Below are 26,939 nucleotides of genomic sequence, written 5' to 3'. Positions count from 1 at the left end.
TTTGATCTAATCCCGTTCACCGGACAGGCACCCTGCAAGGGCCTGCCACGCTGTCACCCAGAACGGGATAACAAAAATAATGAAACGCTTGATACCGCTTGCTGCTATTTGCCTCTCGACCCTGGCCCTGGCCGCGCCGCCGACCCCAGGCGCAGTCGACGAGAAACGCCTGCTCAACGCTGACCAGGAACCCCAGAACTGGATGGCCCACGGGCGCACCTACGATGAACAGCGCTTCAGCCCGCTGAACCAGGTCAACGACAAGAACGTCGCCGGCCTGGGCCTGGCCTGGACTCAGAAGCTCGACATCGACCGTGGCACCGAAGCCACGCCGATCGTGGTCGATGGGGTGATGTACACCACCGGCGCCTTCAGCATTGTCTATGCCTTCGATGCTGCCAGCGGCAAGCCGCTGTGGAAGTACGACCCGAAGATCCCCATGGAGAAACTCAGCCAGGGCTGCTGCGACGTGGTCAACCGTGGCGTCGCGGTGTGGCAGGGCAAGGTCTACCTCGGCAGCTTCGACGGACGTCTGATTGCCCTCGACGCGGCCACCGGCAAAGAGGTCTGGAGCGTCGACACCATCCTCGATCCGAACAAGAGCTACACCATCACCGGGGCTCCGCGGGTGGTCAAAGGCAAGGTGCTGATCGGCAATGGTGGCGCCGAATTCGGCGTGCGCGGCTACATCACGGCCTATGACGCCGAGAGCGGCAAACAGGCCTGGCGCTTCTTCACCGTGCCGGGCGACCCGGCGCTGCCACCGGAAAACCCGGCCATGGCCAAGGCCATGAAGACCTGGAAGGGCAATGGCTGGGTCAAGTGGGGCGGAGGCGGCACGGTGTGGGACTCGATGTCCTACGACCCGCAGCTGGACCTGCTGTATGTCGGCACCGGCAACGGTTCGCCCTGGAACTACGAGTTCCGCAGCCAGGGCGAGGGCGACAACCTGTACCTGTCGTCCATCGTCGCCCTGCGCCCGGATACCGGCGAATACGTCTGGCACTTCCAGGTGACCCCGGGGGACCGCTGGGACTTCACCGCGACCCAGCAGATCATCCTTGCCGATATCAAGATCGACGGCGCCGTGCGCAAGGTGCTGATGCAGGCGCCGAAGAACGGCTTCTTCTACGTCATCGACCGCACCAACGGCCAGTTCATTTCCGGGCGCAACTTTGTCCAGGTCAACTGGGCCAGCGGCCTCGATCCCAAGACCGGGCGCCCGATCCTCACCGCCCAGGCCGATTACTCCAAGGAGCCCAAGGTGGTGCAGCCGAGCTTTCTCGGCGGCCACAGCTGGCACCCGATGTCCTATAACCCGGCCACCGGCTACGTCTATATCCCGGCCCAGGACACCCTGGCCGAGCTCAAGGCGGCAGACAAACCGCTGTTCCTGCCGAGCAAGTCGGTGGTCAATTTCGGCCTCGACGTGCCGGACCTGCCGGAGGATCCCAAGGTCCTGAACCAGATCCGCAGCGCCTGGCGCGGGCACCTGATTGCCTGGGACCCGGTCAAGCAGCAGGCCGCCTGGACCCACGACTACGTCGAGTCGGGCAATGGCGGCACCTTGAGCACCGCCGGCAACCTGGTGTTCCAGGGCACCTCCGATGGCCGGGTCATGGCCTTCAGCGCCGACAAGGGCGAGCCACTCTGGGAGCACCGGGCCAACTCCGGGGTGCTGGGCGGGCCGGTCACCTACCAGATCAAGGGCGAGCAGTACGTGGCCTTCATGGCCGGCTGGGGCGGGATCATGCCGCTGATTGCCGGGCCGCTGACCGACAAGGGCAAGGTCCGGCCCGAATCCCGGGTGCTGGTATTCAAGCTCGGGGCCAAGGAGCAGCTGCCGCCACCGCGCCAGGCGCCGGTGCTGCCGCCGCAAGTGCCGGCACTGACCGCCTCGGCGGAGCAGATCAAACAGGGGCGGACCTTGTTCAACGGCATGTGTGGCGCCTGCCACGGCCTGAACGCAGCCAGCGGCGGGGTGATTCCCGACCTGCGCTACCTGACGCCGGACAAGCACCTGGCCTTTGTCGGCATCGTCAGCGGGGCCTTCATGAACAAGGGCATGCCGAGCTTTGCCGGGGTCCTGGACATGCCGCAAATGGAGCTGATCCACCAGTACATCATCAAGCGCAGCCTGGATTTGCGTGCGCTGACCGACACCGCCACCACCCAGTAAAGCGTCACGGGGGCCACCCGGCATCTGCCGGGCAGGCCCACGGGCGAGCCGTGCCTTAGCCATTCCAACAACAATATCCGCTAGACAGGTGAACTGATGAAAACGCTTTTTTCCAGCAAAAGTGCTGCCTTGCCGTGCTCGCTGTTAATGGCCTTGCTTGCAGGCCAGGCCCTGGCCGACGTCAAGCCCGACTCCGGCGACTACGCGGCGCTGCCGGCGGGCACCGACCTGCTGTTGCTGTACCAGCAGAACCCGCGAATCGACAAGTCGTACCAGGGCGGTAAAAAAGTCGCCGACAACCTCGACCTCGACCTGACCGTCGAAGTGCTGCGGCTGGTGCACTTCACCGAGTTTTTCAACACCGGCTATATCTGGGACCCACAGATCGTCATCCCCTACGGCCATCAGGACCTGGGGGCCAGCGGGCAGAAGTACACCGGCTTGGGTGACATCACCTTTGGCGCCACGCTCTGGACCCTGGCCGACATGGAGCGCAACCGGCACCTGGGCTGGTCGATGTTCATCACCGCGCCCACCGGCGATCACAAGAACCAGGGGTTTGCCCTGAGCAACAACCGCTGGGCAGCGGATTTCCAGGTGGGTTATGTGCATGGCTTCAACGACAAGTGGACCTGGGACGTGATTGGCGAAACCGAGTTCTACCAGGAGCAGCGCGACACCGGTGCCCACCGCGATCCGCTGATCCAGCTGCACAATCACTTGCGCTACAACTTCACCCCGCAGACCTCGGTGGCCCTGTCATATCGGCATAACTGGGGCTCGCGCGAGACCCTTGACGGGCAGACCCTGGACACCAGCCACAACAACGGCACCGTGGGCCTGTCTGCAACCACCATGCTCGGCAAGCAGTGGCAGGTGATGGGCCAGTACTGGCGCGATGTGGCGGTGCGCTCAGGACCCATGACCGACCATTCGCTGCAATTTCGCCTGGCGTATATCTACTGAAGACCAGGGCCACGGGCATGGCAGGGTAGATCGGGCGAACCCCGGATGAAAGCGGTGGTCTGACTGCCGTCGAGCGCGTATGCTCGCCGGCGCTTTTCAGGGCTTGACCCCGGCAGGCGCTTATCTTTTTTTTGGAGGTCCATGACATGAAGTCCCTGTTTCGTCCCGGTTTGCTGCTGGTTCTGGCACTGCCCCTGGTACTGGCCGCTTGTGGCGACAAAGAGCCCGAGCAGCGCACCGCGTTCAGCCAGTTTCTGCAGACCCGCATCCTCGACAAGCCTGGCGTACGCGTACCGCAACTGACCGCGGATGAGAGCAAAGCGTTTGGCGACTACAGCCGTCACTACGCGGTGATCAGCGATTTCAATGCCGGCATGGACGCGTCGGTCAAGCCTTTAGGCGAGCTGATGCAGAAGGGGGCGATGCGTTCCCTGGGCGATGTCATCGCCCGTCGTGACGATATCCAGGCGATCCAGGCCGGGCTCAATAACATGGCCACCCAACTGACCAGCGAACAGGCCAAGGCGGATGCGGCGCACGCCCAGCTCAAGCAGCCCGAGGACTTGAAGGTGGTGTATGACAAAGCCTACGACAAGACCGTCAGCGTGCCGGCCAACACCTTTCGCGAGGTGCTGCCGCAGATCAATGGCACCTTCGCCAGCAGCCTGAAGATTGCCGATTACGTGAACGCCCATAAAGGCCAGATCGAGATTTCCGGGGCGGTGGTCAAGGTCCAGGACCCGGCAGTCCAGGCCGAGTTGAATGCCCTGCTGCAAGAGCTGAGCAGCCAGGCGAAAAACGTCCAGCAGGCCCAGGCCCGCTTGCAGAGCCTGATGACCGGCCGCTAAGCCGGCGCAAAAAAACGCCACTCAATCGAGTGGCGTTTTTGCATCCGTCGTTGCTGCCGAGTGCGCGAGGCCTATGCAACGCCGCGTTTCTTTCTGGTGTAGCTCCGGCGTCCATGCCGGCCAGCGCAGCCGCGTGCCTCGGCAGCGGCTACGGTTAGTGGGAGTGCCGGGGTTCGCCGCTGCGGGCGATGATGCGCAGGTGCAGGGTGGCCGGTTCCAGGCAGCCGCCGGTGGAGAGTTGGCCTACCAGCTGTCGGTAGAGTTCCTGCCACGGGGTTTGCGAGGCGGGGATGCTGGGTTTCCACAGCGCTCGGCGCCGCTCCAGTTCGGCCTCATCCACCAGCAGATTGACCTTGCGCGCGTTGAGGTCGACGCTCAACCGGTCGTTGGTTTGCAGCAGCGCCAGACCACCGCCCACGGCCGCTTCCGGCGACATATTGAGAATCGACGGGCTGGCCGAGGTGCCGCTCTGGCGGCCGTCACCCAGGCAGGGCAGGGAGTCGATGCCACGCTTGATCAGCGCCGCGGGCGGGGCCATGTTCACCACTTCGGCGCTGCCCGGGTAGCCGACGTTGCCCACGCCACGGATCACCAGGATGCAGCGTTCGTCGATATCCAGCGCCGGGTCGTTGATCCGCGCGTGGTAGTCCTCCGGGCCTTCAAACACGATGGCCCGTGCCTCGAAGCTGTTTTCCGCGCCGGGCTCGGAGAGGTAGGTCTTGCGAAACGCCTCGCCCACCACCGACATTTTCATGATCGCGCTGTCGAAGAAATTGCCGCTGAGCACGATAAAACCCGCACGGTGTTTGAGGGGCGCGTCAAAGGCGTGAATCACATCGGCATTGCTGGTCAGGCTGTTGCGCACGATCTCGCCGATGCTCAAGCCGCTGACCGAGGCACAGTCTTCGTGCAGGCGCCCGGCCTTTTGCAACTCGTGCATCACCGCCGGTACGCCGCCGGCGCGGTGGAAACCTTCGCCCAGGTACTTGCCGGCCGGCATGCAGTTCACCAGCAGCGGCACGTCTTCGCCGATGCGTTGCCAGTCATCCAGGCTCAGTTCGACCCCCATATGCCGGGCGATGGCGATCAGGTGCGGCGGGCAGTTGCTCGAAGCGCCCAGGGCCGAGGCCACGGCAATCGCATTTTCGAAGGCCTCGCGGGTCATGATCTGTGACGGGCGTACATCCTGGCGCACCAGCTCGCAGATACGCTTGCCGGTGGCATAGGCCATCTGCCCGCGCTCGCGGTAGGGCGCCGGGATGCTCGCGCAGCCTGGCAGCGACATGCCCAGGGCTTCGGCCAGGGCGTTCATCGACAGGGCGGTGCCCATGGTGTTGCAGTGACCGACCGAGGGCGAGGCCGCGGTGGTCATCTCCATAAAACCTTCGTAATCGATGTCGCCGGCGGCCAGCAGGTTGCGTGCATGCCACAGCACGGTGCCGGAGCCGATCAGTTCGCCTTTGTGATGGCCGTCGAGCATCGGCCCGCCCGACAGCACGATGGCCGGCAGGTCGGTGGTGGCCGCCGCCATCAGGCAGGCGGGGGTGGTCTTGTCGCAGCCGGTGGTCAGCACCACGCCGTCCAGCGGGTAGCCGTGGAGGATCTCCACCAGCCCCAGATAGGCCAGGTTGCGGTCCAGCGAGGCAGTGGGCCGGCGAGTCTGCTCGGCGATGGGGTGCACCGGAAACTCCATGGGGATGCCGCCGGCATCGCGAATCCCGGCCTTGACCCGCTGGGCCAGCTCCAGGTGGTGGCGGTTGCACGGGGTGAGGTCGCTGCCGGTCTGGGCGATGCCGATGATCGGCCGCCCCGATTGCAGCTCTTCGCGGGTCATGCCGTAGTTCATGTAGCGCTCGACGTAGAGCGCGGTCATATCGGCGTGGGCAGGGTCGTTGAACCATTGTTCGCTGCGCAGGGGGCGTCTCGGGGTGTCGCTCATGGTGCGGTTCTCTCTTGTAATTGGGATGAATCGATACCGGCGGCGGCCTCAGCGGGCCAGCAGGCCACGCGCGGCCAGGTTGCGCAGCAGCGCGCTCAGGCCAAAGGTCCAGGGCGCGGCCTCGCTGCTGTGGGTCACCTGATTGTGCAGGCTGCCCAGCAGCGGGCTGCTGATGCTGACCTGGTCTCCCAGCTTGTGGGTGAAACCGCCTCCGACGTGATCACGGTCCTCGGTCGGGGCGAACAGGGTACCGAGAAACAGCAGGAAACCGTCGGGGTATTGGTGATTGGCGTTCAGGGTCTGCTGCACCAGGTCCTGGGGATCGCGGCTGATCTGGTCCATGGAGCTGGAACCCTGGATCCGGTAGCCATCTGCGCCCCGCACCTCAAGGTCGACCACGCAGCGGCGCACGTCATCCAGGCTGAAGCCTTCATCGAACAGGCGAATGAACGGCCCGATCGCGCAGGACGCGTTGTTGTCCTTGGCCTTGCTCAACAGCAGCGCACTGCGCCCTTCGAAGTCCCGCAGGTTGACGTCGTTGCCCAGGGTCGCGCCGTGGATCTGCCCGCGGCTGTTGACCGCCAGCACCACCTCCGGCTCGGGGTTGTTCCATTGCGAGCCGGGGTGGATGCCAATCTGGCTGCCGCTGCCGACCGCGGCGAGCACCGGGGCCTTGGTGAAAATTTCCGCATCGGGGCCGATCCCGACTTCCAGGTATTGCGACCACATGCCTTGCTCGATCAGCAGCGCCTTGAGGCGCTGAGCCTGCTCGGAGCCAGGGACGATCGAGCGCAGGTTGTCGCCGATGACCCCGTGGACGATGGCCCGCACCGCTTCAGCTTTGGCCGCATCGCCGCCAGCCTGCTCCTCGATGACGCGCTCGATCATGCTGGCGGCGAAGGTCACGCCGGCGGCCTTGATCACTTGCAGGTCCAGGGGCGGCAACAGGTACGGCTTGCCCGGGTCGCTGCCGGCACCGCTGTTGGCCAGCAGTTCGTCGAGGCTGCAGATAAACCTGCCCGGGGTCTGGCGCAGCGCCTCCAGCGGCGAGTCCGACTCCAGCAGCTCGCTCAAGGTGGCAAAGCGTGCCGACAGATCGAACACGCCGTCGGCCCGCAGGGCAATGGCCGATGGGCCGGCGATGGCCCCCGGAACCCAGGCGCGGCCGATCAGGGTGCCGCTCACGCCATCGGCGGGCAGGGTGTTGTGTGGGGTAAGCGATATCGACATGACGACTATTCCAGGTCCGTAAAGCCTTCACGCTAGGGCTGGGGGTCGATAAACTCCAATGACATATTTTCAATTATCGATAACGTACGGTTATTGTTTTGCGGGGGAGTGTCATGTCGGACCTGTCATTTTCAAGCTTCTGCGGTTGGCTCAAATTCAGGCATCTGCTGCTGATCGACACCCTGGGCCGCACGCGCAACATGCACCTCGCGGCGCAGCAGATGAACCTCAGCCAGCCGGCCATCAGCAAGATGCTCAAGGAAATCGAGAGCCTGCTGGGCTTCGCCCTGTTCGAACGCCAGTCGCGCAGCATGCCACCCACCGCCCTGGGCGAGCATGTGGTGCGGTACGCGCAGATTGCCCTCAATGATGCTCGGGCCTTTGTCGGGCAGATCAGCAGCCTGCGCGAAGGCGGCCACGGCCATCTCAAGGTCGGCGGGATTTTTGCCGCGACCGCAATTGCGCTGCCCGAGGCCATTTTGCAGATCAAGCAGCGCTGGCCGTTGCTGTCGATCGAAGTGGTGGAGCAGACCAGCAACCACTTGATGGAGATGCTCGAAGAGAAAAGGCTCGACCTGGCGGTGGCGCGCTTCACCGAACAAAGCCAGCGTCGGCGCTATGACTTCCAGCCCCTGGCCCCGGAGCCGTTCTGCATCGTGGTCAACAGCCGTCATCCGCTGGCCGAGGCCGGGCCGATCTCGCTGCAGCAACTGGTGAACCTGCCGTGGATCCTGTACCCGGTCGGCACCCCGATTCGCGGGCGCATGGAGCTGGCGTTCGCCGACGCCGGGGTGGAGATGCCGCGCAATACCGTGGACACCATTTCCATGCAGACCTTTCTTCAGGTCCTGCAACGGGGGCCGATGATCGGCATGCTGCCCGATGCCATGGTCAAGCCGCTGCTCGACAGCGGCCAGCTCAGAACCCTGGACACGCCGCTGCACCTGGTGCCCCAGGACTACGGGATCCTGACGCGCAAGGGCGAGCCGCTGGTGGGCGCGGCCCTGGAGTTTGCCGAAATACTCCTGGAAAACGCCCGGCTGACCCGGGAACAGGGCGGTTGAAATGGCCGCGATAAACCGGCACTTCCGATAACGGATCGTTATCGGTTAATCCAAAAATGCCATTGGGAAAGAATCGCGACCGGGCAGTAGAGTACGGACCAGATTTCAATCCGGGTCAGGAGACTGTCATGCCCCAATTGTCCGGTCACAACTTTATCGCTGGTGGCCGCAGCGCCGCCGGCTCGGTGCTGCTGCACAGCGTCGACGCCAGCACCGGCGAAGCGCTGCCGGGTGCTTTCGTCCAGGCCACCCTGGCCGAAGTTGGCGCCGCAGCGAATGCCGCTGCCCAGGCCGATCAGCTCTACCGCCACTTGCCGGCCGCGCGCCGTGCTGAATTTCTTGAGGCGATCGCCGTCGAGCTGGAGGCCCTGGGGGACGACTTCGTGGCCCTGGTGAACCGTGAAACCGCGCTGCCGGCAGGCCGTATCCAGGGCGAAAGGGCACGCACCAGCGGCCAGATGCGCCTGTTTGCCCAGGCCCTGCGCCGGGGTGACTTTTACGCCGCGCGCATCGACCTCGCCAGCCGCTGCCCCGGGTCGACCTGCGGCAATGCCGCCTGGGTGTGGGCCCGGTGGCGGTGTTCGGCGCCAGCAACTTTCCCCTGGCGTTCTCCACTGCTGGCGGCGACACCGCTGCTGCCCTGGCCGCCGGCTGCCCGGTGGTGTTCAAGGCCCACAGCGGGCACATGGCGACCGCCGAGCGGGTGGCTGCAGCGATCGTGCGCGCCGCCGAGAAAACCGGCATGCCGGCCGGGGTGTTCAATATGATTTTCGGTTCCGGGGTCGGCGAAGCGCTGGTCAAGCACCCGCTGATCCAGGCCGTGGGTTTTACCGGTTCACTCAAGGGCGGCCGCGCGCTGTGCGACATGGCCGCCGCCCGGCCGCAGCCGATCCCGGTGTTTGCCGAGATGAGCAGCATCAACCCGGTGCTGCTGCTACCCGAGGCACTGGCGGCCCGGGGCGAGCAGATCGCCGCCGAACTCGCCGCTTCGGTGGTGATGGGGGCCGGGCAGTTCTGCACCAACCCGGGGTTGGTGATCGGTATCCGTTCGCCGCAGTTCAGCGCCTTTATCCAGCGCCTGAGTACGCTGATTGGCGAGCAGCCCGGGCAAACCATGCTCAATGCCGGGGGCCTGCGCAGCTACGTGCAGGGCTGCGACGCCTTGCGCGCGCACCCGCAGATCCGCCATCTGGCAGGCGCGGCGCAACAGGGGCCAGCACGCCCGGGCGCAGTTGTTCCAGGCCGATGTCAGCCTGCTGCTGGAGCGGCGCCGAACTGCTGCAGGAAGAAGTCTTCGGCCCGGCCACGGTGCTGGTGGAAGTGGCCGACCGCGGCGAATTGCTGGCGGCCTTGCACGGCCTGCACGGGCAACTGACCGCGACCCTGATCGGCGCGCCGGCCGAGCTTGCGCAAGCGGGCGAACTGGTCACGTTGCTGGAAAGAAAGGTCGGCCGGGTGCTGGTCAACGGCTACCCGACCGGGGTCGAAGTGTGTGACGCCATGGTCCACGGCGGTCCCTGGCCGGCCACCTCCGATGCCCGGGGCACCTCGGTCGGGACCCTGGCCATCGAGCGTTTCCTGCGCCCGGTGTGCTACCAGAACTTCCCGGACGCCTTGCTCCCCCAAGCCTTGCAGAACAGCAACCCGCTGCACCTGACGCGCCTGGTCAATGGGGAAAACACCACCCAGGCCGTGTAATCCGCTGCACCGCCGGCTGAACGACTCAGCCGGCGCGACCCATTCGATAAAAACAATCAGGCATGTCCACATGCCCAGGGGTTATCTCCATGCAAACCATCTCCGAGCACCTGCCGGCGCAGGCGCAAGCCCGCGAACTGGATTTTGAAGACCGCACCTACCGCAAAGTCATCTGGCGCATCCTGCCGGTGCTGTTGTTGTGCTACATGGCCGCCTACCTGGACCGGGTCAATATCGGCTTTGCCAAGCTCGACATGCTCAACGAGCTGCAGTTCAGCAACACCATCTACGCCCTGGGCGCGAGCATGTTCTTCTGGGGCTACTTCCTGTTCGAGGTGCCGAGCAACCTGTTGCTGCATCGCTTCGGCGCGCGCTTCTGGATCGCCCGGATCATGCTCAGCTGGGCGGTGATCTCCATGGCGGTGGCCTACACCGTGCCGCTGGCGGGGCTGTTCGGCATCGAATCCCACACCATGTTCTACGTGCTGCGCTTTTTGCTGGGGATCTGCGAAGCCGGCTTCTTTCCCGGGGTGATCCTGTACCTCAACTACTGGTTTCCGACCCATCGCCAAAGCCGGGTGATGTCCGGGTTCCTGATGGCGATGCCCATCAGCCTGACCCTGGGCGGGATTCTTTCCGGCTGGCTGATGAACAGCATGCAAGGGGTGCAGGGCCTGTCCGGCTGGCAGTGGATGCTGATCATCGAGGGCATTCCGTCGATCATCATGGCGTTCGTGGTCATCGTTTGCCTGGCCGATAACATCGATAAGGCCAAGTGGCTGTCGGCAGCCGAGAAAGCCTTGCTCAAGGCCAATCTGCAAAGCGACAACCAGGGCAAGGCCACGCGCTTGAGCGAGGTGTTTTTCAACCCGCGGGTGTGGTTGCTGGTGCTGATCCTGTTGACCTTCAACACCGGCTTCTACGGCCTGGCGTTCTGGATGCCGTCGATCATCAAAAGCACCGGCATCACCAACAGCCTGCACATCGGCTTGCTCACGGCGATTCCCTATGCGGTGGCCACGGTGGCGATGCTGCTCAATGCCCGGCACTCCAACCGTACCGGCGAGCGCAGGCTGCATGCGGCGATCCCGGCCTTTATCGGCGGTGTGGGGCTGATCCTCAGTGCGTTTTTTGCCGACAACCTGCTGCTCTCGGTGCTGTTCCTGAGTGTCGCCGCCTCCGGGATCCTGAGCCTGATGCCGATTTTCTGGACCCTGCCGGGCACTGTGTTGTCCGGGGTCGCGGCGGCTGCCGGGATCGGCATGATCAACGCCATCGGCAACCTCTCGGGGTTTACCGGCTCGATGATCACGGCCGTGGCGGAAAACCTCACCGGCAATATCAACAACGGCACCTACGTCCTGGCCCTGTGCCTGTTTGTCAGCGGCGGGCTGATCCTGGCGATCCCCGCGGCGATGCTGGGGCGCAAGGCCAAGGCTGTTGATGCCACTGCGCAGGTGGAAAGCCGATGAACATGCGTGACAAACGGGTCCTGGTCACGGCGGCCGGGCAGGGCATAGGCCGGGCCAGTGCCCTGGCCTTTGCCGAGGCCGGCGCCGAGGTGTTTGCCAGCGACATTGATATCGGCAACCTGCAGGGCATCGACGGTGTGACCCCGCTGCTGCTGGATGTGACCTCAGGCAGCGCCATCGCCGACGCCTGCCAGCGTATCGGTGGCCTGGACGTGCTGTTCAATTGCGCAGGTTATGTGCACAGCGGCAGCATCCTTGAATGCGACGAAGCGGCCTGGGCGCGCTCGATGGAGATCAATGCCAGCGCCATGTACCGGGTGATCCGCGCCTTCTTGCCGGGCATGCTGCAACGCGGCGGCGGCTCGATCATCAACATGGCGTCGGTGGTGTCCAGCGTCAAAGGCGTGCCCAACCGCTTTGCCTACACCGCGAGCAAGGCCGCGGTGATCGGCCTGACCAAGGCCGTGGCCGCCGATTTTATCGGCCAGGGTATCCGCTGCAACGCCATCTGCCCGGGCACCGTGGAGTCGCCATCGCTGCGCCAGCGGATTGCCGAACAGGCCGCGCAGCAGGGCGTCAGCGAGGCCCAGGTGTACCAGCAGTTTCTGGATCGCCAGCCCATGGGCCGGATCGGCTCTGCCGGCGAAATCGCCCAGTTGGCGCTGTACCTGGGCAGCGACGCATCGGCCTACACCACCGGTGGCGTGCACGTGATCGATGGCGGCATGAGCATCTGAGCCTGGGCTTAGCCCTTTTAGAAAAAAGCAGGAGCAGCACATGAAATTATTGCGTTATGGCGAAAAGGGCTCGGAGAAACCGGGCCTGCTGGATGCCAACCACCAGATCCGCGACCTCTCGGCCCATGTTCCCGATATCGCAGGCGAGGCCCTGAGCCCGCAGCGCCTGGCAGCCCTGGCCGCGCTTGACCCCAACAGCCTGCCGCTGGTGACCGGGCAGCCACGGATCGGCGCATGCGTCGGCCAGGTCGGCAAGTTTGTCTGCATCGGCCTGAACTACGCCGACCATGCTGCCGAGTCGAACATGGAGGTGCCCAAGGAGCCGGTGATCTTCAACAAGTGGACCAGCGCCATCTGCGGCCCCAACGACGATGTGCAGATCCCCCGGGGCTCGCGCAAGACCGACTGGGAAGTGGAAATGGGCGTGATCATCGGCACCGGTGGGCGCAACATCGACGAAGCCAACGCCATGCAGCACGTGGCCGGCTACTGCGTGATCAACGATGTGTCCGAGCGCGAATGGCAGCTCGAGCGCGGCGGCACCTGGGACAAGGGCAAGGGCTTCGACACCTTCGGCCCCCTCGGCCCGTGGCTGGTGACCCGCGATGAAATCCCCGACCCGCACGTCCTGGACCTGTGGTTGGAGGTCGATGGCCAGCGCTACCAGACCGGCAATACCCGGACCCTGATCTTCAGCGTGCCGCAGCTGATCGCCTACCTCAGCCGCTGCATGAGCCTGCAACCCGGGGATGTGATTTCCACCGGCACCCCGCCCGGGGTCGGCCTGGGCATCAAGCCGCAACCGGTGTACCTGCGCCCGGGCCAGATCATGCGCCTGGGCATCAGCGGCCTGGGCGAGCAGCGCCAGCTCACGGTGCAGGCGGACTGATTGCACAGCCTGTTTCAATAGGCCTGGCTCCGGCCTCACGGCCCCGGTACATTGGCGCCCAATTGTCGAACCGGGGGGAGAGGCTATGGCGCCTGACGGCGAATTGCGGCTGTTTGCCGTGCCGATGTGCGGCGGGCTGGTGTATGCCGGCGCCAAGGCGTTGGTCCTGGGGCCGAGCGCTGCGGCACTGTTCTCGGGTTTTTTGTTTGGCAGCGTGATTGCCATTGTCCTGGGGATCCCCTTGCTGCTGTGGGGGGATCGGCGCTGCCCTGGGTCCAGGCTGCAGCACCTGCTCAGCGCGCTGCTCCAGAGCCTGGCGGCCAACCTGCTGCTGGGCCTGCCCCTGGTTACGTTGTTGTGGTCGACGCTGGCGGGCGGTCTGGCCCTGGGGCTGTTGTCCAGCCTGGTGCTGCTGGGCATCGAACGCTTGCCCGGCCGCACCCCGGCGCACAGGCGCAGCCCCGCTTCAGTCATCGCCGTGCCGCTGTCGGGCGGGCTGACACTGGGCCTGGCGGCGAGCGTATTCATCGAGCACAGCCTGGGCGCTTTCTGCCTGTTCTTCCTGATTGGCGGGCTGCTCGGCATGCTGGTGTGCTGGCCGGTCCTGTGGCTGGTGGAACGTCGCCTGAATACGTCCTGGCGGTACCTGGTCGGCGGGGTCATCAGCAGTGGCCTGATCTGGCTGATGTCCGCGCTGCCCCATTTTCTCGACTATGCCCGGGCCTCCGTGCATGCCGACTATCCCTGGCCGTCGCGATTTGGCCAGGGGGCGTTGCTATTCCTGGCCCTGGGCCTGGTGGCGGGTGGCCTGTGCACCGCGCTCAATGCGCTGTTCGCGTGGCTATGGCGGCGCAAGGGGCAGGTGCAGCCCTAGTCCGGGGGCTGGCTGGAGTGGCTGCGACGGCGTGCGCTCTGTATCCTGCCCGACCTTCGTCCCCGTCCTGCAAGGAAGCCTCCATGTCTGTTTTTCTCAGCCGTTACGTGCTGCTGGCGTGCCTCGTGCCCCAGGTGTGCCTGGCCGGCGCGGCATCGATCGATCCCCGGGCAGAAAGCCTCTATCAACAAGCCGTGCCTTATCTGCAACAGGCCAACAGCAAGCTGGAAGCGGTGCCTGTCAACATGCCCACCGCGAGTGCCGAGGACAAGCAGCGGGGCATGCTGCTGATCGACGAGGCCGGCGCCTTGCTGCGGCCGGCCATCGGCCTGCTGGAACAGGCCGCTGCGCTGCAACACCCGGTGGCTGAATATCGCCTGGCGCTGATCTACGTGGTGTTTGATCCAGGCGAGGAGCTGAAGGCCAAAGCCTGCCCCTTGTTTGAGCACAGCCTGACCCAGGGTTTTGCGCCGGCGGCGCTGGAAATTTCATCCTGGTGCCTGCCATTCACCGACACCCCGCAGTACCAGGCAGCGTTGCATGCCGTGGAAGACGCCATGCCGGGTTACGCGCAGTACTTTCCGCAGCCGGTGGTCAGGCTCGAATGCCGCCGCGAGCAACCCCAGGGCCTGGCGATGCAGTGGGGCAGCAGCCGCGACTATCAGGCAGAAATCTACCGCCTGCTGGGGGACAGCAACCGCGCGCAACGCCAGGTGTTTTATCAGAAGGCGCTGGACATCAACGATTGCTACAAGGCCAAGCGGCGCATGGCCATTGCTCAATAGGCGGTTGCGCCTGGTCGGTCACGGCAAATACCGGGGGCTACTGCACACGCCGTGACCGATGTTGATCAGCTGCGGGTGAGCGCACTCCTGGGCACGGTAAAGCGAAACTCGGTCCCGGCCCCGACTTCACTTTCGGCCTCGATCCGCCCGCCATGGGCCTCGACTATGCCCTGGGTGATGTACAGCCCCAGCCCGGTGCCGGTCGGGTTGCCGTCCTTGATGGTCCAGTAGCGGTCGAAGACATGGGGCAGTTGATCCTGGGGAATGCCTTCACCGGTATCGCGCACGCTGAACACGATGTCATCCCCGGAGGACATCGCCACCACGCCGATCTTGCCGCGCCGTGGGGTGAACTTGATGGCGTTGCCCACCAGGTTCGACAGCACCTGGAACAGCCGCTCCGGGTCGGCGTGGATCGACAGCTGCGGTTCGGCCTGGAAGGAGATTTCGATGTCTTTATCCAGCGCCAACGGCGTGAGCAGGGCCTGGGCTTCTTCGAAGATGTCCCCGACTTCCAGCGCTTGCGGCTTGATGGTGTAGCGCCCGGCATCGATTTTCGAGGTGTCGAGCAGGTCTTCGAGCAGGGTGTTCATGCGCCCGGCAGCCTGTTGCATGGTGTCGATGGCCGTCGAGATGCGCCGCGAGGTGTGCGGGCCGTCGGAGCTGAAGGCCTTTTGCATCATGCCGCACAGCATCGAAATCACGGTCATGGGGTTGCGCAGGTCGTGGGAAACCACCGCCACCAGATCGTCCCGGGCTTGTACCGCGCGCTGCTCGCGCAGCACCTGGCGCGCCAGGTCGCTTTCCAGCGCCGAGCGCCGCAGGTCATTGGCGGCGAACAGGTCGCCATGGCTCCATTTGGTGGCGATGCCGGCCATTTCCACTTTCCAGATCTCGAACGAGGTCCGTGGACGCAAGCGCAGGCCCGATTCGGAGTCTTCCAGATTGAGCGGCTTGTTCGGGTCGCCGCTCCAGTTGATGTTTTCCTTCACCTCGGGGCGAAACCACAGCACGCCGTTGTCCACCGGCTTGGGCAGGCTCATCGCAAGCACGCCGCTGGCGACCTGGGTAAAGGCGGCGGCAGGCGGGTACAGCAACGACAGCTGGTGGCTGGAAAACACCTTCTGCGACGACGCTTGCAGCCATTTGTGCAGGGCGCGGATGTCATCGGGCTCGGGGCAGTTGCCGTAGCGGTGCAACTGTTTGTCTTCGATGATCGCCACGCCGCCGGCATCCGCCAGGGCCAGCAGCAGCTCCGGTTGTTGGGCCAGGCCGTCGAACACGTTTTCCGTGGAGTCGATCATCGCCTGGTTGAGCAGGGCCAGGGTTTCGACCTTGGCCTCACGCTGGCGGCTGACTTCCAGCGCTTCCATCGCGCTGATCTGCAACGACAGCACCTGGCCGATGGTCTGGCAGGCGCTGCGCAATTCGTGGGGCACATGCAGTGGCTGGCGATTGCCGCAGCTGATCAGGCCCCATAGTTTGTCGCCCTTGAGCAGCGAGATGCTCATGGAGGACAACACCCCCATGTTCTTCATGTACTGGCAGTGAATCGGCGACACGCTGCGCAGGTTGGCGAAGCTCAGGTCCAGCGGCTGTGCGGTATCCGGGCGCAGCTTGGGCACCAGCGGCACCGGCTGGTAGTCGGCATCGGGGATGATCCGCAGCCAGTTGGTGCGGTACAGCTCGCGCGCCTGTTCGGGGATGTCGGAGGCCGGGAAAAACAGGCCCTGGAACACTTCCATGGACGGCGACGAGGCTTCGGCGATGACCTGGCCGTGACCTTCTTCCTCAAAGCGATAGATCAGCACCCGGTCATAACCGGTGATGGCCTGGATTTCCTGCACGCTGATTTCATACAGCGCCTGCAGGCTTTTGGCTGCCTGCAGGCGTTGCAGCATCCGCCCCAGGTTGGTGGCCTGGCCGGCGACCTGGGCCGGCTCGGCCTGAACCTCCAGCTCCAGCACCAGCACGCCCTGATGCCGGTGCACGAAACCTTCGAACACACCGCCATTCAGTGAAAAGTAGAGTTCGGGGGCGTCCAGTGGGTTGGCGTGCTGCGCGGCCAGTTCGACCTGCTGCGCGTACTCGGCGCCGATCAAATGCTGCAACGGCGCGCCCACGCTTTCGTCCGGTGTGCGGCCCAGCAGGCGCTCGACGTTGGCGCTGATCTGCAGAATGCGCAGCTCGGGCTCGGCCAGGGTCAAGAGCACGCCGTGGGGCTGAATTGCACCGGGGGTGCGGATGGGTTCGTCATCACAGTTGGCCAGCAGCTTTTCGAAGGCTTTTTTGTCCAATGGGTTCATAGCAGCACCTGCGAGCGGTCAAGCCAGTGTTCAAAAGAGGAAAACGTATCCTGGGCGGCGTTCACCGCCTCTTGCCGTGCGTCGGCCTCCAGGGGCCAGGCCCCCAGGTAGTCGGTGAATTCGCGCCAGCGGCGGCCGGTGGCGGCGCCATAGATGTCGAGAAACGCCGCGCCGTTGTCGGCGTCCAGTTGCAAGCGCGCGGCAATCTCGCGCCGCAGGATCTGCCCGCCCAGGGTGGCGCCCTCCAGCACATAGAGCACCCCCAGGCAGGCCTGGGTCGAAGGCGTGCCAGGCAGCGACGAGCACAGGGGCAGGGCGTCGATGGCGGCGTCATCCAGGCCCAGGGCCAGCAGGTCGCTGCGCAGGGTCGTGGCCTTGAGGCGCTGCTCCAGGCCGAAGTCGGCCGGCACCGCGTTGCTGTCCAGCAGGCGTTGCTCCAGGGGCTGATAGAAGCCGTAGTAGGCCTTGATCAGGCGTAAATAGTGAGAGTGGCTCAGCAGGGGGGAGAAAAACGGCAGGCGTTTTTCCAGGGCGATGTGTAACGGAGCTGTTCCTGAGCGCAGGTTTTGCAGCAACAACGGAACATCAACGCTACGGACGTTTGATTGCATGTAAGTCAGCTCTAGCGGTCGGGCCTCATCATGGCCATGGGGCGGGGTGGAAGCGGGCTGAATGGACAATAGCGCCAGCCGCACAACGGTCCTGCCAAGTGGATACGTTGGTGTTCCACCTGACAATCTGAGTCGCAAGAGTAAAAAAAAATTCCGGGCGCCGTGCAAAAAAATGGCGATTCGCTATTGATGGCGTGGTGCCCCGTGGCGCCAAAGGCAGGGGTCAGTCACGGGGAACTTCTTCGATACGCCCGCCGCAGCCGGTAAAGGACAGCTTGTAACCCTGGCGGCAGCTTCGTGCCTGTTCGGTGCGCGGGTCGACCGGGGCGGGGCCGCACACTTGGCCTTGGGGTGCGTCTCTTGAGCTGTTGTGCAGGCAGCTCTGATAGCTGGCCATCATCGCGTCGTAGATGCCTGTATTGGCCTCCAACTGCTTGCTGGCGCGCTGCTCGCACTGGGCGACATCGGCATCGAGCTTGGCGACGCATTGCCGACCTTCGGCGGTGTCGGGCTGGACATAGCGGTATTCGGTGCAGCCGGACAGGCTGAGCAAAGCGGTGGCGGCGACAACCAGGGGCAGGCGAATAGGCACGGGGCAGGGTCCGTCTGGAAAAGGGCTCGTTCTATGACCCTGGGCCGGGCATTCGGTTCTGCGTGGCTGCCTGGGCCAGACGGGCTCCTGCTGCGCCCTCGCCACTGGGTGCAGGCTTGGGTATGATCGTCGCCGGCCGCTGCTGCCTGCCGCTCGCTCCCGTCCCCGGGAAAGGTGAAAGCATGTGTTGTCGTTCCCAATCCTGTCGCCACTCTTGAGAGTCGAGGTTTGGCAATGCGAGCACCGAAATGCCTCGATCACAGGAGCAACGATGTTTTCGATCGATCAAGCCAAACAGATGGCCAAGCGGCTGCGTGCCTCGCTGCAGACCCGCGATCAGGCGGTGTCTCACTGCGCCGCGCTGGAACTGGTGGCGCAGCAACTGGGCTACAAGGACTGGAACACCGCGGCCGCGCTGCTGCCCGAGCAAACCGCCGACGCCCAGCCCGCCACAGCACCTGCCATAACCTTCGACAAACCCATCCCCATCCTGCGCATGTTCGATGAAGCCAAGGCCCGGGAGTTCTACCTTGATTTCCTGGGTTTCGGCGTCGAGTTCGAGCACCGCTTCGAAGCCGATCTGCCGCTGTACCTGGGGCTGAGCCGCGACGGTCTGCAACTGCACCTGTCCGAGCACCACGGCGATGCCAGCCCGGGTTCGACGGTCTTTGTGCCGATGCACAATATCGAGCTGCTGCGTGACGAACTGCTGGCCAAGCGCTACGGCTACGGGCGTCCGCAAATTGTCCAGCAGGGCTGGGGCCAGGTGCTGGAAGTCTACGACCCGTTCGGTAACCGCATCCGCTTCTGCCAAAGCTGATGGGTTTTGGGGCCTGAGCATCGTGCTCGGGCCTCTCTACAACGGCAGTGGTCGGTCCTGGATCACGCGCTTCATCACCAGGGTCGAGGTCAGGCGCTGCACGTTGGGCAGGGTCGACAGGCTTTCGTCGTACAGCCGCTGGAAGGCCGGCAAGTCCTGGGTCACGACGTGCAGCAGGTAGTCCGGCTCGCCAAACAGGCGCTGGGCATCCACCACCTGGGGGATTTCGATCAGCGCGTTTTCAAAGGCCTCCACGGCCTGCCTGTCGCCCTCGCGCAGGGTGGCAAAAACCATGGCGGAAAAGTTCAGGCCCAGGGCGCCGGGGTCCAACTGTGCCCGATAACCCAGCAGGACCCCCGATTCTTCCAGGGCCCGTACCCGGCGATGGCACGGGGAAAGGCTCAGCCCCACCCGTTCGGCGAGTTCGGTGACCGACAACCGCCCGTCTTTTTGCAGTTCAGAAAGAATCTTCCGGTCAATTCTATCCACGTAGAAGAATCTCCCCATATACGGCGTTTTAGTGAGCATCTTTGAAAGTAAATTCTAGCAAGATTTGCTTATTCTTCCTCGCATCATTAATCGCCGTACTGGGCCATGCAGCAGGCAAGGGCGGCCTTCAATAGCGGGGCAATGCAATGCAAAGGGTGATGGGGCAGTGGCGGTGGGCAGCGCCATGAGCTTGAGTGTTTTTGTGGCGTTCTGGGCGGTGTCGGTCTTGTTTGTGATCACCCCGGGCGCGGATTGGGCCTATGCGATTTCGGCGGGCCTCAAGGGTCGGGTGGTGCCCCCGGCGGTGGCCGGACTGCTGTCGGGCCATGTGCTGGCGACGCTGATTGTGGCGGCGGGAGTCGGGACCCTGGTGGCCAACCATCCCCTGGCCTTGTCAGTGTTGACGGTGGCCGGCGCGGGGTACTTGCTGTGGCTGGGCATTGGCATGTTGCGCGACCCTGCCACACCCCATGCCGATCAGTCCGAAGCGCCAGGCTCGCCCAGGCGCTGGGCGCTCAAGGGACTGTGTGTGAGCGGCCTGAACCCCAAGGTATTCCTGTTATTCCTGGCGTTGCTGCCGCAGTTCACCGATGCCACGGCGCCCTGGCCGGTGCCGTTACAGATGCTGGCCCTGGGGTTGGTGCATACCCTCAGTTGTGGCGTGATCTACCTGTTGGTGGGGTTCGGCTCGCAGGCGGTCCTGGGCGCCCGACCAGCAGCTGCACGGCGGGTCAGTCGACTCTCCGGAGCGGCGATGATCATCATTGCCCTGGTGCTGCTGATTGAGCAGTGTCTGGGCTGATTCCTTATTCGAGAGCCTGATCATGAGCGAACACCCTTCACCCTATGCCAGCGCCCAGGCGCCCGTGCGGGTCCGGATTCCCCACCTGCAACAGATGAAGGCGGCCGGGCACAAATGGACCATGCTCACCGCCTATGACATGTACAGCGCAGCGATCTTCGAAGAGGCCGGCATCCCGGTGCTGCTGGTGGGCGACTCGGCCTCGAACAATGTCTTTGGCAATACCTCGACCCTGGCGGTGACGGTGGACGAGTTGTTGCCGCTGGTGCGCGCGGTCAGCCGATCGACGCGGCGCGCGCTGGTGATCGCGGACTTGCCGTTTGGCTCCTACCAGGCCTCCGCCGAACAGTGCCTGCACACCGCCGTGCGTTTCATGAAAGAGGCCGGGGCCCACGCGGTGAAGCTGGAGGGCGGGATCGAGATGGTGCCCCAGGTGCAGAAACTCGCCACCTCGGGCATACCGGTCATGGCCCATATAGGTTTTACGCCGCAGATGGAGCATCAGTTGGGGGGCTACCGGGTCCAGGGCCGGGGCGAGGACGCGCAACGCCTGATCGACAGTGCCCAAGCCCTGGAGGCTGCCGGGGCCTTCGCCATCCTGATCGAGATGGTCCCAGCCGAGGTTGGCCGGGCGATCACCGAGGCGATCGCGATCCCGACCGTGGGCATTGGCGCGGGGCCGCACTGCGATGCCCAGGTGCTGGTCTGGCAGGATATGGCCGGGTTGCGCGACGGGCAGTTGCCGCGTTTCGTCAAGCAATACGCCGACCTGCGTGCGGTGTTGCGTGGCGCGGCCATGGCGTTTGCCGAGGAGGTGCAGGCAGGCGCCTTTCCCGGTCCCGAGCATGGTTTTTGAGCCCACAGGAGGCGTTATGAAGAGCCCAAGAGCGTTGGCCGCCGATGGCTTGCAGGTTGGCCAGGCATTCACCGTGGTTCGATGTTTTACCGAGGAGGACGTCCGGCAGTTCGCCAGGTTGTCCCGGGATTACAACCCGGTGCATTGCGATGCCGCCTACGCCGAGCTGCGTCGGTTCAAGGCGCCGATTGCCCATGGCCTGCTGACCGCCAGCCTGCTCACCGAAATCGGTGGGCAGATCGGCTGGCTGGCGACGGCGATGAGTTTCGAATTCAAGCGCCCGGTGTATCCGGGCGAGCAGTTGACCTGCCACTGGCTGATTTCCGCGATCGACACGCGGCGGCACGCCAGGGCCGAGGTGCGGATCGTCAACGCCGAGGGCGTGAGCGTGCTGGAGGCCACCACCCGTGGGGTACTGCCGGGACCTGCGGAGCGTGAACGTCTCAAGCAGATGCTGGCCGAGGGCGACCCCAGCAACGGTGCGGCTCAAGCCTGGGGCTGAGCGCCGGCCGGGATTGCTTCGCCAGCGCCCGCCCGCCAAGGCTCGTGGGCGGGGTGCTGCGCTTAGTTGCGGTCCAGCCACACCGTCTGCGCGTTGCAAAATTCGCGTACGCCGAAGTGCGACAGTTCGCGACCGAAACCGCTTCTTTTCACCCCGCCAAAGGTCACCCGTGGATCGCTGGCGCAGTAGCCATTGATAAACACGCCGCCAGTTTCCAGGTGCTGGGCAAAGTACTCGGCCACCTCCAGGTTGGCGGTGTAGACGGTGGAGGCCAGACCGAACTCGCTGTCGTTGGCCAGAGCCAGGGCGTGCTCGGCATCCCGGGCGGTGATGATCGAGGCCACCGGGCCGAACAGCTCCTGCTTGAACGAGGTCATCTGGTCGGTGACATCGGCCAGCACCGTGGCGGGGTAGAAGTTGCCGGCACCTTCGGCTTTGGCGCCGCCCAGCAACAGGGTCGCGCCTTCTTCGAGGGTGGCGCGCACTTGCTGGTCCAGTTCGTCACGCAGGTCAAAGCGCGCCATGGGGCCGATGTAGGTGTCGGCCGCCAGGGGATCGCCCACGGTCAGCAGGCGAGTGGCGTCGACGAACTTGCGAGTGAATGCCTCGACCACCCCTTGTTCAATGATCAGCCGCTTGGCCGCAGCGCAGACTTGCCCGGTGTTCTGGTAGCGGCCGATCACCGCGGCTTTGACGGCGGCATCGAGGTCGGCGTCGTTGAGCACGATAAACGGATCGGAGCCACCCAGTTCCAGCACGCATTTTTTCAGCGCGGCACCTGCCTGGGCGCCGATGGCGATGCCGGCGCGGACGCTGCCGGTCAGGGTCACGGCGGCGATGCGGCGGTCGGTGATGGCGCTGGAGACGCCGTCCGGGGTGACGTTGAGCACTTCAAACACACCCTCGGCGAAGCCCGCGCGCTGGAAGGCATCGCGCAGCAAATAGGCGCTGCCCATGACATTCGGTGCGTGCTTGAGCACGTAAGTGTTGCCGGCGATCAGGGCCGGCACCGCGCCACGCAGCACTTGCCAGATCGGGAAGTTCCACGGCATCACCGCCAGGATCGGCCCCAGCGGGCGATATTCGATCCGCGCCTTGCCGCCTTCGACCAGGGTCGGTTCGGCGCTGAGCATGCCCGGGCCCTGGGCCGCGTACCACTCGCAGAGCTGGGCGCATTTTTCAATTTCGCCACGGGCCTGGGTGATCGGCTTGCCCATTTCCCGGGTGATCATGCTCGCCATCTGTTGCGCGTCGTTGCGCAGTTCAGCGGCCAGGGCCAGCAGCGCGGCGGCCCGTTGTGCCACCGGGGTGTTGCGCCACAGGCTGAACCCGGAGGCGGCGCGCGCCAGTGTCGCTTCCTGGGCCTGGGCCGATTCAAAGGGGTAGTGGCCGATCTGTTCGCCGGTGGCGGGGTTGATCGAGATGGCGTGGGTGACGCTGGAAACCTGAGTCATGGCACCGTCCTGCTGGGTGGGGATGGGCGCAGGTTACGGTGGCGTTTGTTTTCTGGAAACTGAATAATACTGAGTCTTTCGTTCACGATCGGAGAATGCCGTGGATCTGGTACAGCTGGAAATCTTCAAGGCCGTGGCCGAGCACGGCAGCATCAGCGCCGCTGCGGCGCAGATCCACCGGGTGCCGTCGAACCTGACCACGCGCATCAAGCAACTGGAGCAGGACCTGGGGGTCGACCTGTTTATCCGCGAGAAAAGCCGCCTGCGCCTGTCGCCGGCCGGCTGGAGTTTTCTCGACTATGCCCGGCGCATCCTCGACCTGGTGCAAGAGGCCCGGGCCACGGTGGCCGGCGAAGAGCCCCAGGGCTCGTTTTCCCTGGGCTCCCTGGAAAGCACCGCGGCGGTGCGGATCCCCGGGTTGCTGGCGGCCTACAACCAGCGTTACGCCAAAGTCGAACTGGACCTGTCCACCGGGCCCTCCGGGACCATGATCGACGGCGTACTGGCGGGGCGCCTGGCGGCTGCCTTTGTCGACGGCCCGGTGCTGCACCCGGCCCTGGAAGGCGTGCCGGCGTTCGAAGAGGAAATGGTGCTGATCGCGCCGCTGCACCACCGGCCGATCCAGCGTGCCAGTGAGGTGAACGGCGAAAACATCTACGCCTTTCGCGCCAACTGCTCGTATCGCCATCACTTTGAACGCTGGTTCACCCAGGACGCGGCGGTGCCGGGGAAGATTTTCGAAATGGAGTCCTACCACGGCATGCTCGCCTGCGTCAGCGCCGGGGCCGGCCTGGCGCTGATGCCGCGCAGCATGCTCGAAAGCATGCCCGGGTGCAGCACCGTGAGCATCTGGCCGCTGTCGGAAGCCTTTCGCTACTTGCGCACCTGGCTGGTGTGGCGCCGGGGCACGGTCTCGCAGAGCCTGACCATGTTCGTGCGCTTGCTGGAGGAACGCGGGGTGGTGCAGCCCCAGGCTTGATCGAAGGCGTGTTCAGCCCGCAGAGCTAAAGGTTGTCCATGCCGTTGTCGGTCCTTGACGTTGGCGGGAATCAGGCCTGGGCCACGTCGACCCATTGCGCGCTGACCAGTTGCGCCATGCGCAGCGGGCAGATGCGTACCGCCGCGTTGGTCGCACCGCCGGCGGGCAGCACTTCGTCGAATTGCTTGAGCGAGACATCGCAGTACACCGCGACGCTGTCCGGCACGCCGAACGGGCAGACGCCACCCACCGGGTGGCTGGTATGGGCCTGCACTTCGCTGGCGTCGAGCATCTTGGCCTTGACCCCGAAGTGGCTCTTGAATTTCTTGTTATCCAGGCGCGCGTCGCCACGGGTCACGATCAGGATCACCTGGTCGTTGACCCGCAGCGACAGGGTCTTGGCGATCTGCCCCGGTTCGACATTGTGCGCGCTGGCGGCGAGGGCGACGGTGGCGGTGCTTTCTTCGAGTTCGATGACCGAGAGGTCGGAAGCGTTTGCGGCGAGAAAATGTTTAACGGTTTCCAGGCTCATGGCGGCTCCTTGAGCAGTCTGTCAGTGCGCTCCGGGTGGCGGCAACGCGGCAGGGCGACCCGGGCGGGGCGCGATCGAGGTCGGTCACCTTAACGGTTGCGGCGGCCATCGTGCCAGTGTTTGTCGGGGACCAGGAGCGCCCGCCGGCTCACTGCGCCTCACGCTCCAGCAGCTGGCGTTTGCGCTCCACGCCCCAGCGGTAACCCGACAGTTGGCCATCGCTGCGCACCACCCGATGGCAGGGAATGGCCACCGCCAGGCTGTTGGCGCCGCAGGCCTGGGCCACGGCGCGGAAGGCTTTCGGCGCGCCGATCAGCGCGGCGATCTCGGCATAGCTGGCAGTGCTGCCCGGCGGGATGCTGCGCAGGGCCTGCCATACCCGTTGCTGAAACGCGGTGCCGCGCAGGTCCAGGGGCAGGTCGAGGCCGAGGGCCGGGGCCTCGATAAAACCCACGACCTTGGCCACCAATTGCTCGAACTGCCGGTCGCCACCGATCAGGCGCGCCTGGGCAAAGGTGTCTTGCAGTTCCGTGACCAGGGCATGGGGGTCATCGCCCAGCAAAATGGCGCAGACCCCGCGGTTGCTTTGCGCCACCAGGATTGCCCCCAGCGAGCATTGGCCGACGGCGAAGCGAATCTCGGTGTTGGCGCCACCGGCGCGGTACTCGCCAGGCTTCATGCCCAGTACGTCGTTGGAGGACTCGTAGAAGCGGCTGTTGGAGTTGAAGCCGGCGTCATACAGCGCCTCGGTCACCGAGCCGCCACGGGTCAAGTGTTGGCGCATCTTCCTGGCCCGGTGCGCGCTGGCGTAGGCCTTGGGCGTCAAGCCGGTGATGGCCTTGAACACCCGGTGGAAGTGATACGCGCTCATGCCCAGCTGCTGCGCCAGGGCATTCAGGCTGGGCGCGGCCTCGGCCTGTTCGATGAGCTGGCAGGCGCGGGTCACCAGGGCGGCATGCTGCTGCGCGGTACTGGTCTGATCCGCCGCTGCGCGCCTGCTGGGCCGATAACCGGCGGCCTCGGCCTGCTCGGCAGTATCGAAAAACTCGACGTTGTGTCGCCGTGGCAGGCGCGCTGAGCTGCTGGGGCGGCAGTAGACCCCGGTGGTTTTCACCCCGTAGACAAACTGCCCGTCGGCGCCTGGGTCGCGGGCCTCAATCGCCCGCCAGCGCCGGTCGTCTTCAGACTCGGCACCAGGGCTGTGGGGCAGGGTGGGTTGCTTCATATCGGCTCTCTGGGGTGGCTCAGGTTGCAAGCAGCATAGGCCGATTTCCGGCGCGGAAAACTCCGAGTCTTGCGCTTGAATTGTCGGTCAGTCCGGGGTGTCCGCGCCCTGGGCCGGGCGTGCCGGAACCCGCCATAAATACCAGGCTGCCACGGTGCGGTAGGGGCTCCAGGCCTGGGCGGTATCGGCCATCTGCTTGCGGGTCAACGGTGCGTCCAGGCCTTGCAGGCGCCGGTAGCCCTCACGCACGCCGAAATCGTCGACGGGCAGGATATCCAGGCGTTCCAGGGTGTAGATCAACAACATCTCCACGGTCCACTGGCCCACTCCGCGCAAGGTGACCAGGCGCTCGATCAAGGCCGAATCGGTCATTTGCAGCGCCTGTTCATAGCTGGGGATCATCCCGTTTTGCGCCGCTTCGGCCAGGCCCTGGATAGTTGCCAGCTTGCTCGCGGAAAAGCCGCAGCCACGCAGGGTGTGTGGATCGGTGGCGATGATCTGTGCCGGGCTGGGGAATGCCTGGCCGGGGTACAGCGCCAGCAGCCGCCCGAGGATCGCGTCGCCGGCCCGGGCATGCAATTGCTGATAGGCAATCGCCCGCACCAGCGCCTGGAACGGGTCGCGGGTCGGTTTGGGTTGATGCAGGCAGCGGCCCACCCGCTGGATATGGGCGGCCCACTGTGGGTCCAGCGCCGCCAGAAATGCGCTGGCGTCGGCATAAGGGTCATCGGCGGTGGGCATGGTGATACCTGAAAAATCGTGGGTCCAAGGGCTCTTTGCCGGAGCATGGTAGGGGACGCCGGGGTGGGTTGCACTCGGTGTCTTGCGCTTGAACTCGGAGGTGTGGCGTAGGGGAGGTTCGACTCAACAAAAGGCGCCAGGCTCTAGATCGCGTGGTTTAAGCGATTTTTCTATGTGTCTTTTCAGCAAGTTCCGATATCTGCGGGCTATGAAACAGGTGCAGGCTTCTGCCGGCTACACCCAGGCACGCCCATTTTTTAGGGCATGCACTCAGGTTGCCGGGAATACAGCATGCCAAGCCAAGCCGATCTGCGTTTTACCTTCAGCATTGGTAACGAGTCTTTTGACG

At 64.8% G+C, this 26,939-nt stretch carries 25 protein-coding genes and 1 pseudogene; 15 read left to right on the top strand and 11 right to left on the bottom strand.

The genetic code is table 11. From position 1 onward, the window contains the following. Nucleotides 1-79: 79 nt before the first annotated feature. The 3 genes from CF161_RS22355 (at nucleotide 80) to CF161_RS22345 (ending at nucleotide 3,993) form a co-directional block, all read left to right on the top strand. On the top strand, nucleotides 80-2,179 hold the full coding sequence (locus CF161_RS22355; RefSeq protein WP_020298890.1) for a PQQ-dependent dehydrogenase, methanol/ethanol family: 2,100 nt from the start codon (nucleotides 80-82) through the stop codon (nucleotides 2,177-2,179). 96 nt (nucleotides 2,180-2,275) lie between these two features. Further along, nucleotides 2,276-3,145 carry a transporter gene (locus CF161_RS22350; protein ID WP_020298889.1) on the top strand — a complete coding sequence of 290 codons (870 nt, stop codon included), beginning with the start codon at nucleotides 2,276-2,278 and terminating at the stop codon, nucleotides 3,143-3,145. 146 nt (nucleotides 3,146-3,291) lie between these two features. Continuing rightward, on the top strand, nucleotides 3,292-3,993 hold the full coding sequence (locus tag CF161_RS22345) for a DUF3053 domain-containing protein (RefSeq protein WP_020298888.1): 702 nt from the start codon (nucleotides 3,292-3,294) through the stop codon (nucleotides 3,991-3,993). Between the two features lie 154 nt (nucleotides 3,994-4,147). Here the strand turns inward: CF161_RS22345 and CF161_RS22340 are convergent, their stop codons facing one another. Then, nucleotides 4,148-5,932, bottom strand: coding sequence for an IlvD/Edd family dehydratase (locus CF161_RS22340; protein WP_020298887.1), 1,785 nt, complete (start codon nucleotides 5,930-5,932; stop codon nucleotides 4,148-4,150). A gap of 48 nt (nucleotides 5,933-5,980) precedes the next feature. Further along, a complete protein-coding gene (locus CF161_RS22335; protein ID WP_020298886.1) occupies nucleotides 5,981-7,162 on the bottom strand; it encodes a fumarylacetoacetate hydrolase family protein in 1,182 nt (393 codons plus the stop codon). A gap of 113 nt (nucleotides 7,163-7,275) precedes the next feature. Between CF161_RS22335 and CF161_RS22330 the strand changes: the two genes are divergently transcribed. Further along, nucleotides 7,276-8,226: a LysR family transcriptional regulator gene (locus tag CF161_RS22330; protein ID WP_020298885.1), complete on the top strand. Its 951-nt coding sequence runs from the start codon at nucleotides 7,276-7,278 to the stop codon at nucleotides 8,224-8,226. Between the two features lie 38 nt (nucleotides 8,227-8,264). On the opposite strand, the gene CF161_RS33480 is transcribed toward CF161_RS22330, so the two are convergent. Next, nucleotides 8,265-8,537 carry a hypothetical protein gene (locus CF161_RS33480; protein WP_020298884.1) on the bottom strand — a complete coding sequence of 91 codons (273 nt, stop codon included), beginning with the start codon at nucleotides 8,535-8,537 and terminating at the stop codon, nucleotides 8,265-8,267. Here CF161_RS33480 and CF161_RS22325 point away from each other — a divergent pair. The 6 genes and pseudogenes from CF161_RS22325 (at nucleotide 8,418) to CF161_RS22300 (ending at nucleotide 14,681) form a co-directional block, all read left to right on the top strand. Further along, nucleotides 8,418-9,924, top strand: a pseudogene (locus tag CF161_RS22325) (aldehyde dehydrogenase (NADP(+))). The gene CF161_RS33480 and the pseudogene CF161_RS22325 sit on opposite strands and share 120 nt — an antisense overlap. Nucleotides 9,925-10,013: 89 nt before the next feature. Then, a complete protein-coding gene (locus tag CF161_RS22320) occupies nucleotides 10,014-11,396 on the top strand; it encodes an MFS transporter (RefSeq protein ID WP_020298881.1) in 1,383 nt (460 codons plus the stop codon). Beyond that, nucleotides 11,393-12,133 carry an SDR family oxidoreductase gene (locus CF161_RS22315; RefSeq protein WP_020298880.1) on the top strand — a complete coding sequence of 247 codons (741 nt, stop codon included), beginning with the start codon at nucleotides 11,393-11,395 and terminating at the stop codon, nucleotides 12,131-12,133. Before CF161_RS22320 ends, CF161_RS22315 begins: the two co-directional genes overlap by 4 nt. A gap of 40 nt (nucleotides 12,134-12,173) precedes the next feature. Further along, nucleotides 12,174-13,022: an ureidoglycolate lyase gene (locus tag CF161_RS22310; RefSeq protein WP_020298879.1), complete on the top strand. Its 849-nt coding sequence runs from the start codon at nucleotides 12,174-12,176 to the stop codon at nucleotides 13,020-13,022. Nucleotides 13,023-13,107: 85 nt separating this feature from the next. Then, nucleotides 13,108-13,896, top strand: coding sequence for a hypothetical protein (locus CF161_RS22305; RefSeq protein WP_020298878.1), 789 nt, complete (start codon nucleotides 13,108-13,110; stop codon nucleotides 13,894-13,896). A gap of 83 nt (nucleotides 13,897-13,979) precedes the next feature. After that, nucleotides 13,980-14,681, top strand: a complete 702-nt coding sequence (locus CF161_RS22300) for a hypothetical protein (protein WP_020298877.1) — start codon at nucleotides 13,980-13,982, stop codon at nucleotides 14,679-14,681. Nucleotides 14,682-14,746: 65 nt separating this feature from the next. On the opposite strand, the gene CF161_RS22295 is transcribed toward CF161_RS22300, so the two are convergent. The 3 genes from CF161_RS22295 to CF161_RS22285 form a co-directional block, all read right to left on the bottom strand. Then, entirely contained in the window at nucleotides 14,747-16,987 is a 2,241-nt protein-coding gene (locus CF161_RS22295) for an ATP-binding protein (protein ID WP_020298876.1), read from the bottom strand. After that, nucleotides 16,984-17,598 carry a biliverdin-producing heme oxygenase gene (locus CF161_RS22290; protein ID WP_043230122.1) on the bottom strand — a complete coding sequence of 205 codons (615 nt, stop codon included), beginning with the start codon at nucleotides 17,596-17,598 and terminating at the stop codon, nucleotides 16,984-16,986. Before CF161_RS22290 ends, CF161_RS22295 begins: the two co-directional genes overlap by 4 nt. 223 nt (nucleotides 17,599-17,821) lie before the next feature. Continuing rightward, nucleotides 17,822-18,190 (bottom strand): hypothetical protein, encoded by a 369-nt coding sequence (locus CF161_RS22285; protein ID WP_020298874.1) that lies wholly within the window; start codon nucleotides 18,188-18,190, stop codon nucleotides 17,822-17,824. A 271-nt stretch (nucleotides 18,191-18,461) separates the two neighbouring features. Between CF161_RS22285 and CF161_RS22280 the strand changes: the two genes are divergently transcribed. Then, the gene (locus CF161_RS22280) at nucleotides 18,462-19,010 is read left to right on the top strand and encodes a glyoxalase superfamily protein (RefSeq protein ID WP_020298873.1); all 549 of its coding nucleotides are present in this window, start codon (nucleotides 18,462-18,464) and stop codon (nucleotides 19,008-19,010) included. Nucleotides 19,011-19,046: 36 nt separating this feature from the next. Here the strand turns inward: CF161_RS22280 and CF161_RS22275 are convergent, their stop codons facing one another. After that, complete coding sequence (locus CF161_RS22275) at nucleotides 19,047-19,499, bottom strand: Lrp/AsnC family transcriptional regulator (RefSeq protein ID WP_020298872.1); 453 nt, start codon at nucleotides 19,497-19,499, stop codon at nucleotides 19,047-19,049. Between the two features lie 184 nt (nucleotides 19,500-19,683). Between CF161_RS22275 and CF161_RS22270 the strand changes: the two genes are divergently transcribed. The 3 genes from CF161_RS22270 to CF161_RS22260 are packed head-to-tail and all read left to right on the top strand — an operon-like array spanning nucleotide 19,684 to nucleotide 21,659. After that, nucleotides 19,684-20,301 carry a LysE family translocator gene (locus CF161_RS22270; protein WP_043230136.1) on the top strand — a complete coding sequence of 206 codons (618 nt, stop codon included), beginning with the start codon at nucleotides 19,684-19,686 and terminating at the stop codon, nucleotides 20,299-20,301. 22 nt (nucleotides 20,302-20,323) lie between these two features. Then, the gene (panB, locus tag CF161_RS22265) at nucleotides 20,324-21,157 is read left to right on the top strand and encodes a 3-methyl-2-oxobutanoate hydroxymethyltransferase (protein WP_043230134.1); all 834 of its coding nucleotides are present in this window, start codon (nucleotides 20,324-20,326) and stop codon (nucleotides 21,155-21,157) included. A gap of 16 nt (nucleotides 21,158-21,173) precedes the next feature. Continuing rightward, the gene (locus CF161_RS22260) at nucleotides 21,174-21,659 is read left to right on the top strand and encodes a MaoC family dehydratase (RefSeq protein ID WP_043230119.1); all 486 of its coding nucleotides are present in this window, start codon (nucleotides 21,174-21,176) and stop codon (nucleotides 21,657-21,659) included. Between the two features lie 62 nt (nucleotides 21,660-21,721). Here CF161_RS22260 and CF161_RS22255 read toward each other — a convergent pair whose 3' ends face one another. Beyond that, complete coding sequence (locus tag CF161_RS22255) at nucleotides 21,722-23,113, bottom strand: aldehyde dehydrogenase family protein (RefSeq protein ID WP_020298868.1); 1,392 nt, start codon at nucleotides 23,111-23,113, stop codon at nucleotides 21,722-21,724. 100 nt (nucleotides 23,114-23,213) lie between these two features. Between CF161_RS22255 and CF161_RS22250 the strand changes: the two genes are divergently transcribed. After that, nucleotides 23,214-24,092 carry a LysR family transcriptional regulator gene (locus CF161_RS22250; RefSeq protein WP_020298867.1) on the top strand — a complete coding sequence of 293 codons (879 nt, stop codon included), beginning with the start codon at nucleotides 23,214-23,216 and terminating at the stop codon, nucleotides 24,090-24,092. Between the two features lie 70 nt (nucleotides 24,093-24,162). On the opposite strand, the gene CF161_RS22245 is transcribed toward CF161_RS22250, so the two are convergent. The 3 genes from CF161_RS22245 to CF161_RS22235 form a co-directional block, all read right to left on the bottom strand. Continuing rightward, a complete protein-coding gene (locus tag CF161_RS22245) occupies nucleotides 24,163-24,624 on the bottom strand; it encodes a YbaK/EbsC family protein (RefSeq protein ID WP_020298866.1) in 462 nt (153 codons plus the stop codon). A 148-nt stretch (nucleotides 24,625-24,772) separates the two neighbouring features. Then, nucleotides 24,773-25,849, bottom strand: a complete 1,077-nt coding sequence (gene ada, locus CF161_RS22240; protein ID WP_020298865.1) for a bifunctional DNA-binding transcriptional regulator/O6-methylguanine-DNA methyltransferase Ada — start codon at nucleotides 25,847-25,849, stop codon at nucleotides 24,773-24,775. Nucleotides 25,850-25,936: 87 nt separating this feature from the next. Continuing rightward, nucleotides 25,937-26,590, bottom strand: a complete 654-nt coding sequence (locus CF161_RS22235; protein WP_020298864.1) for a DNA-3-methyladenine glycosylase — start codon at nucleotides 26,588-26,590, stop codon at nucleotides 25,937-25,939. Nucleotides 26,591-26,939 lie beyond the last annotated feature (349 nt).

This window comes from Pseudomonas sp. CF161 (assembly GCF_000416215.1).
Classification (GTDB): Bacteria; Pseudomonadota; Gammaproteobacteria; order Pseudomonadales; family Pseudomonadaceae; genus Aquipseudomonas.
This window is presented reverse-complemented; position numbering and strand designations above follow the sequence as displayed.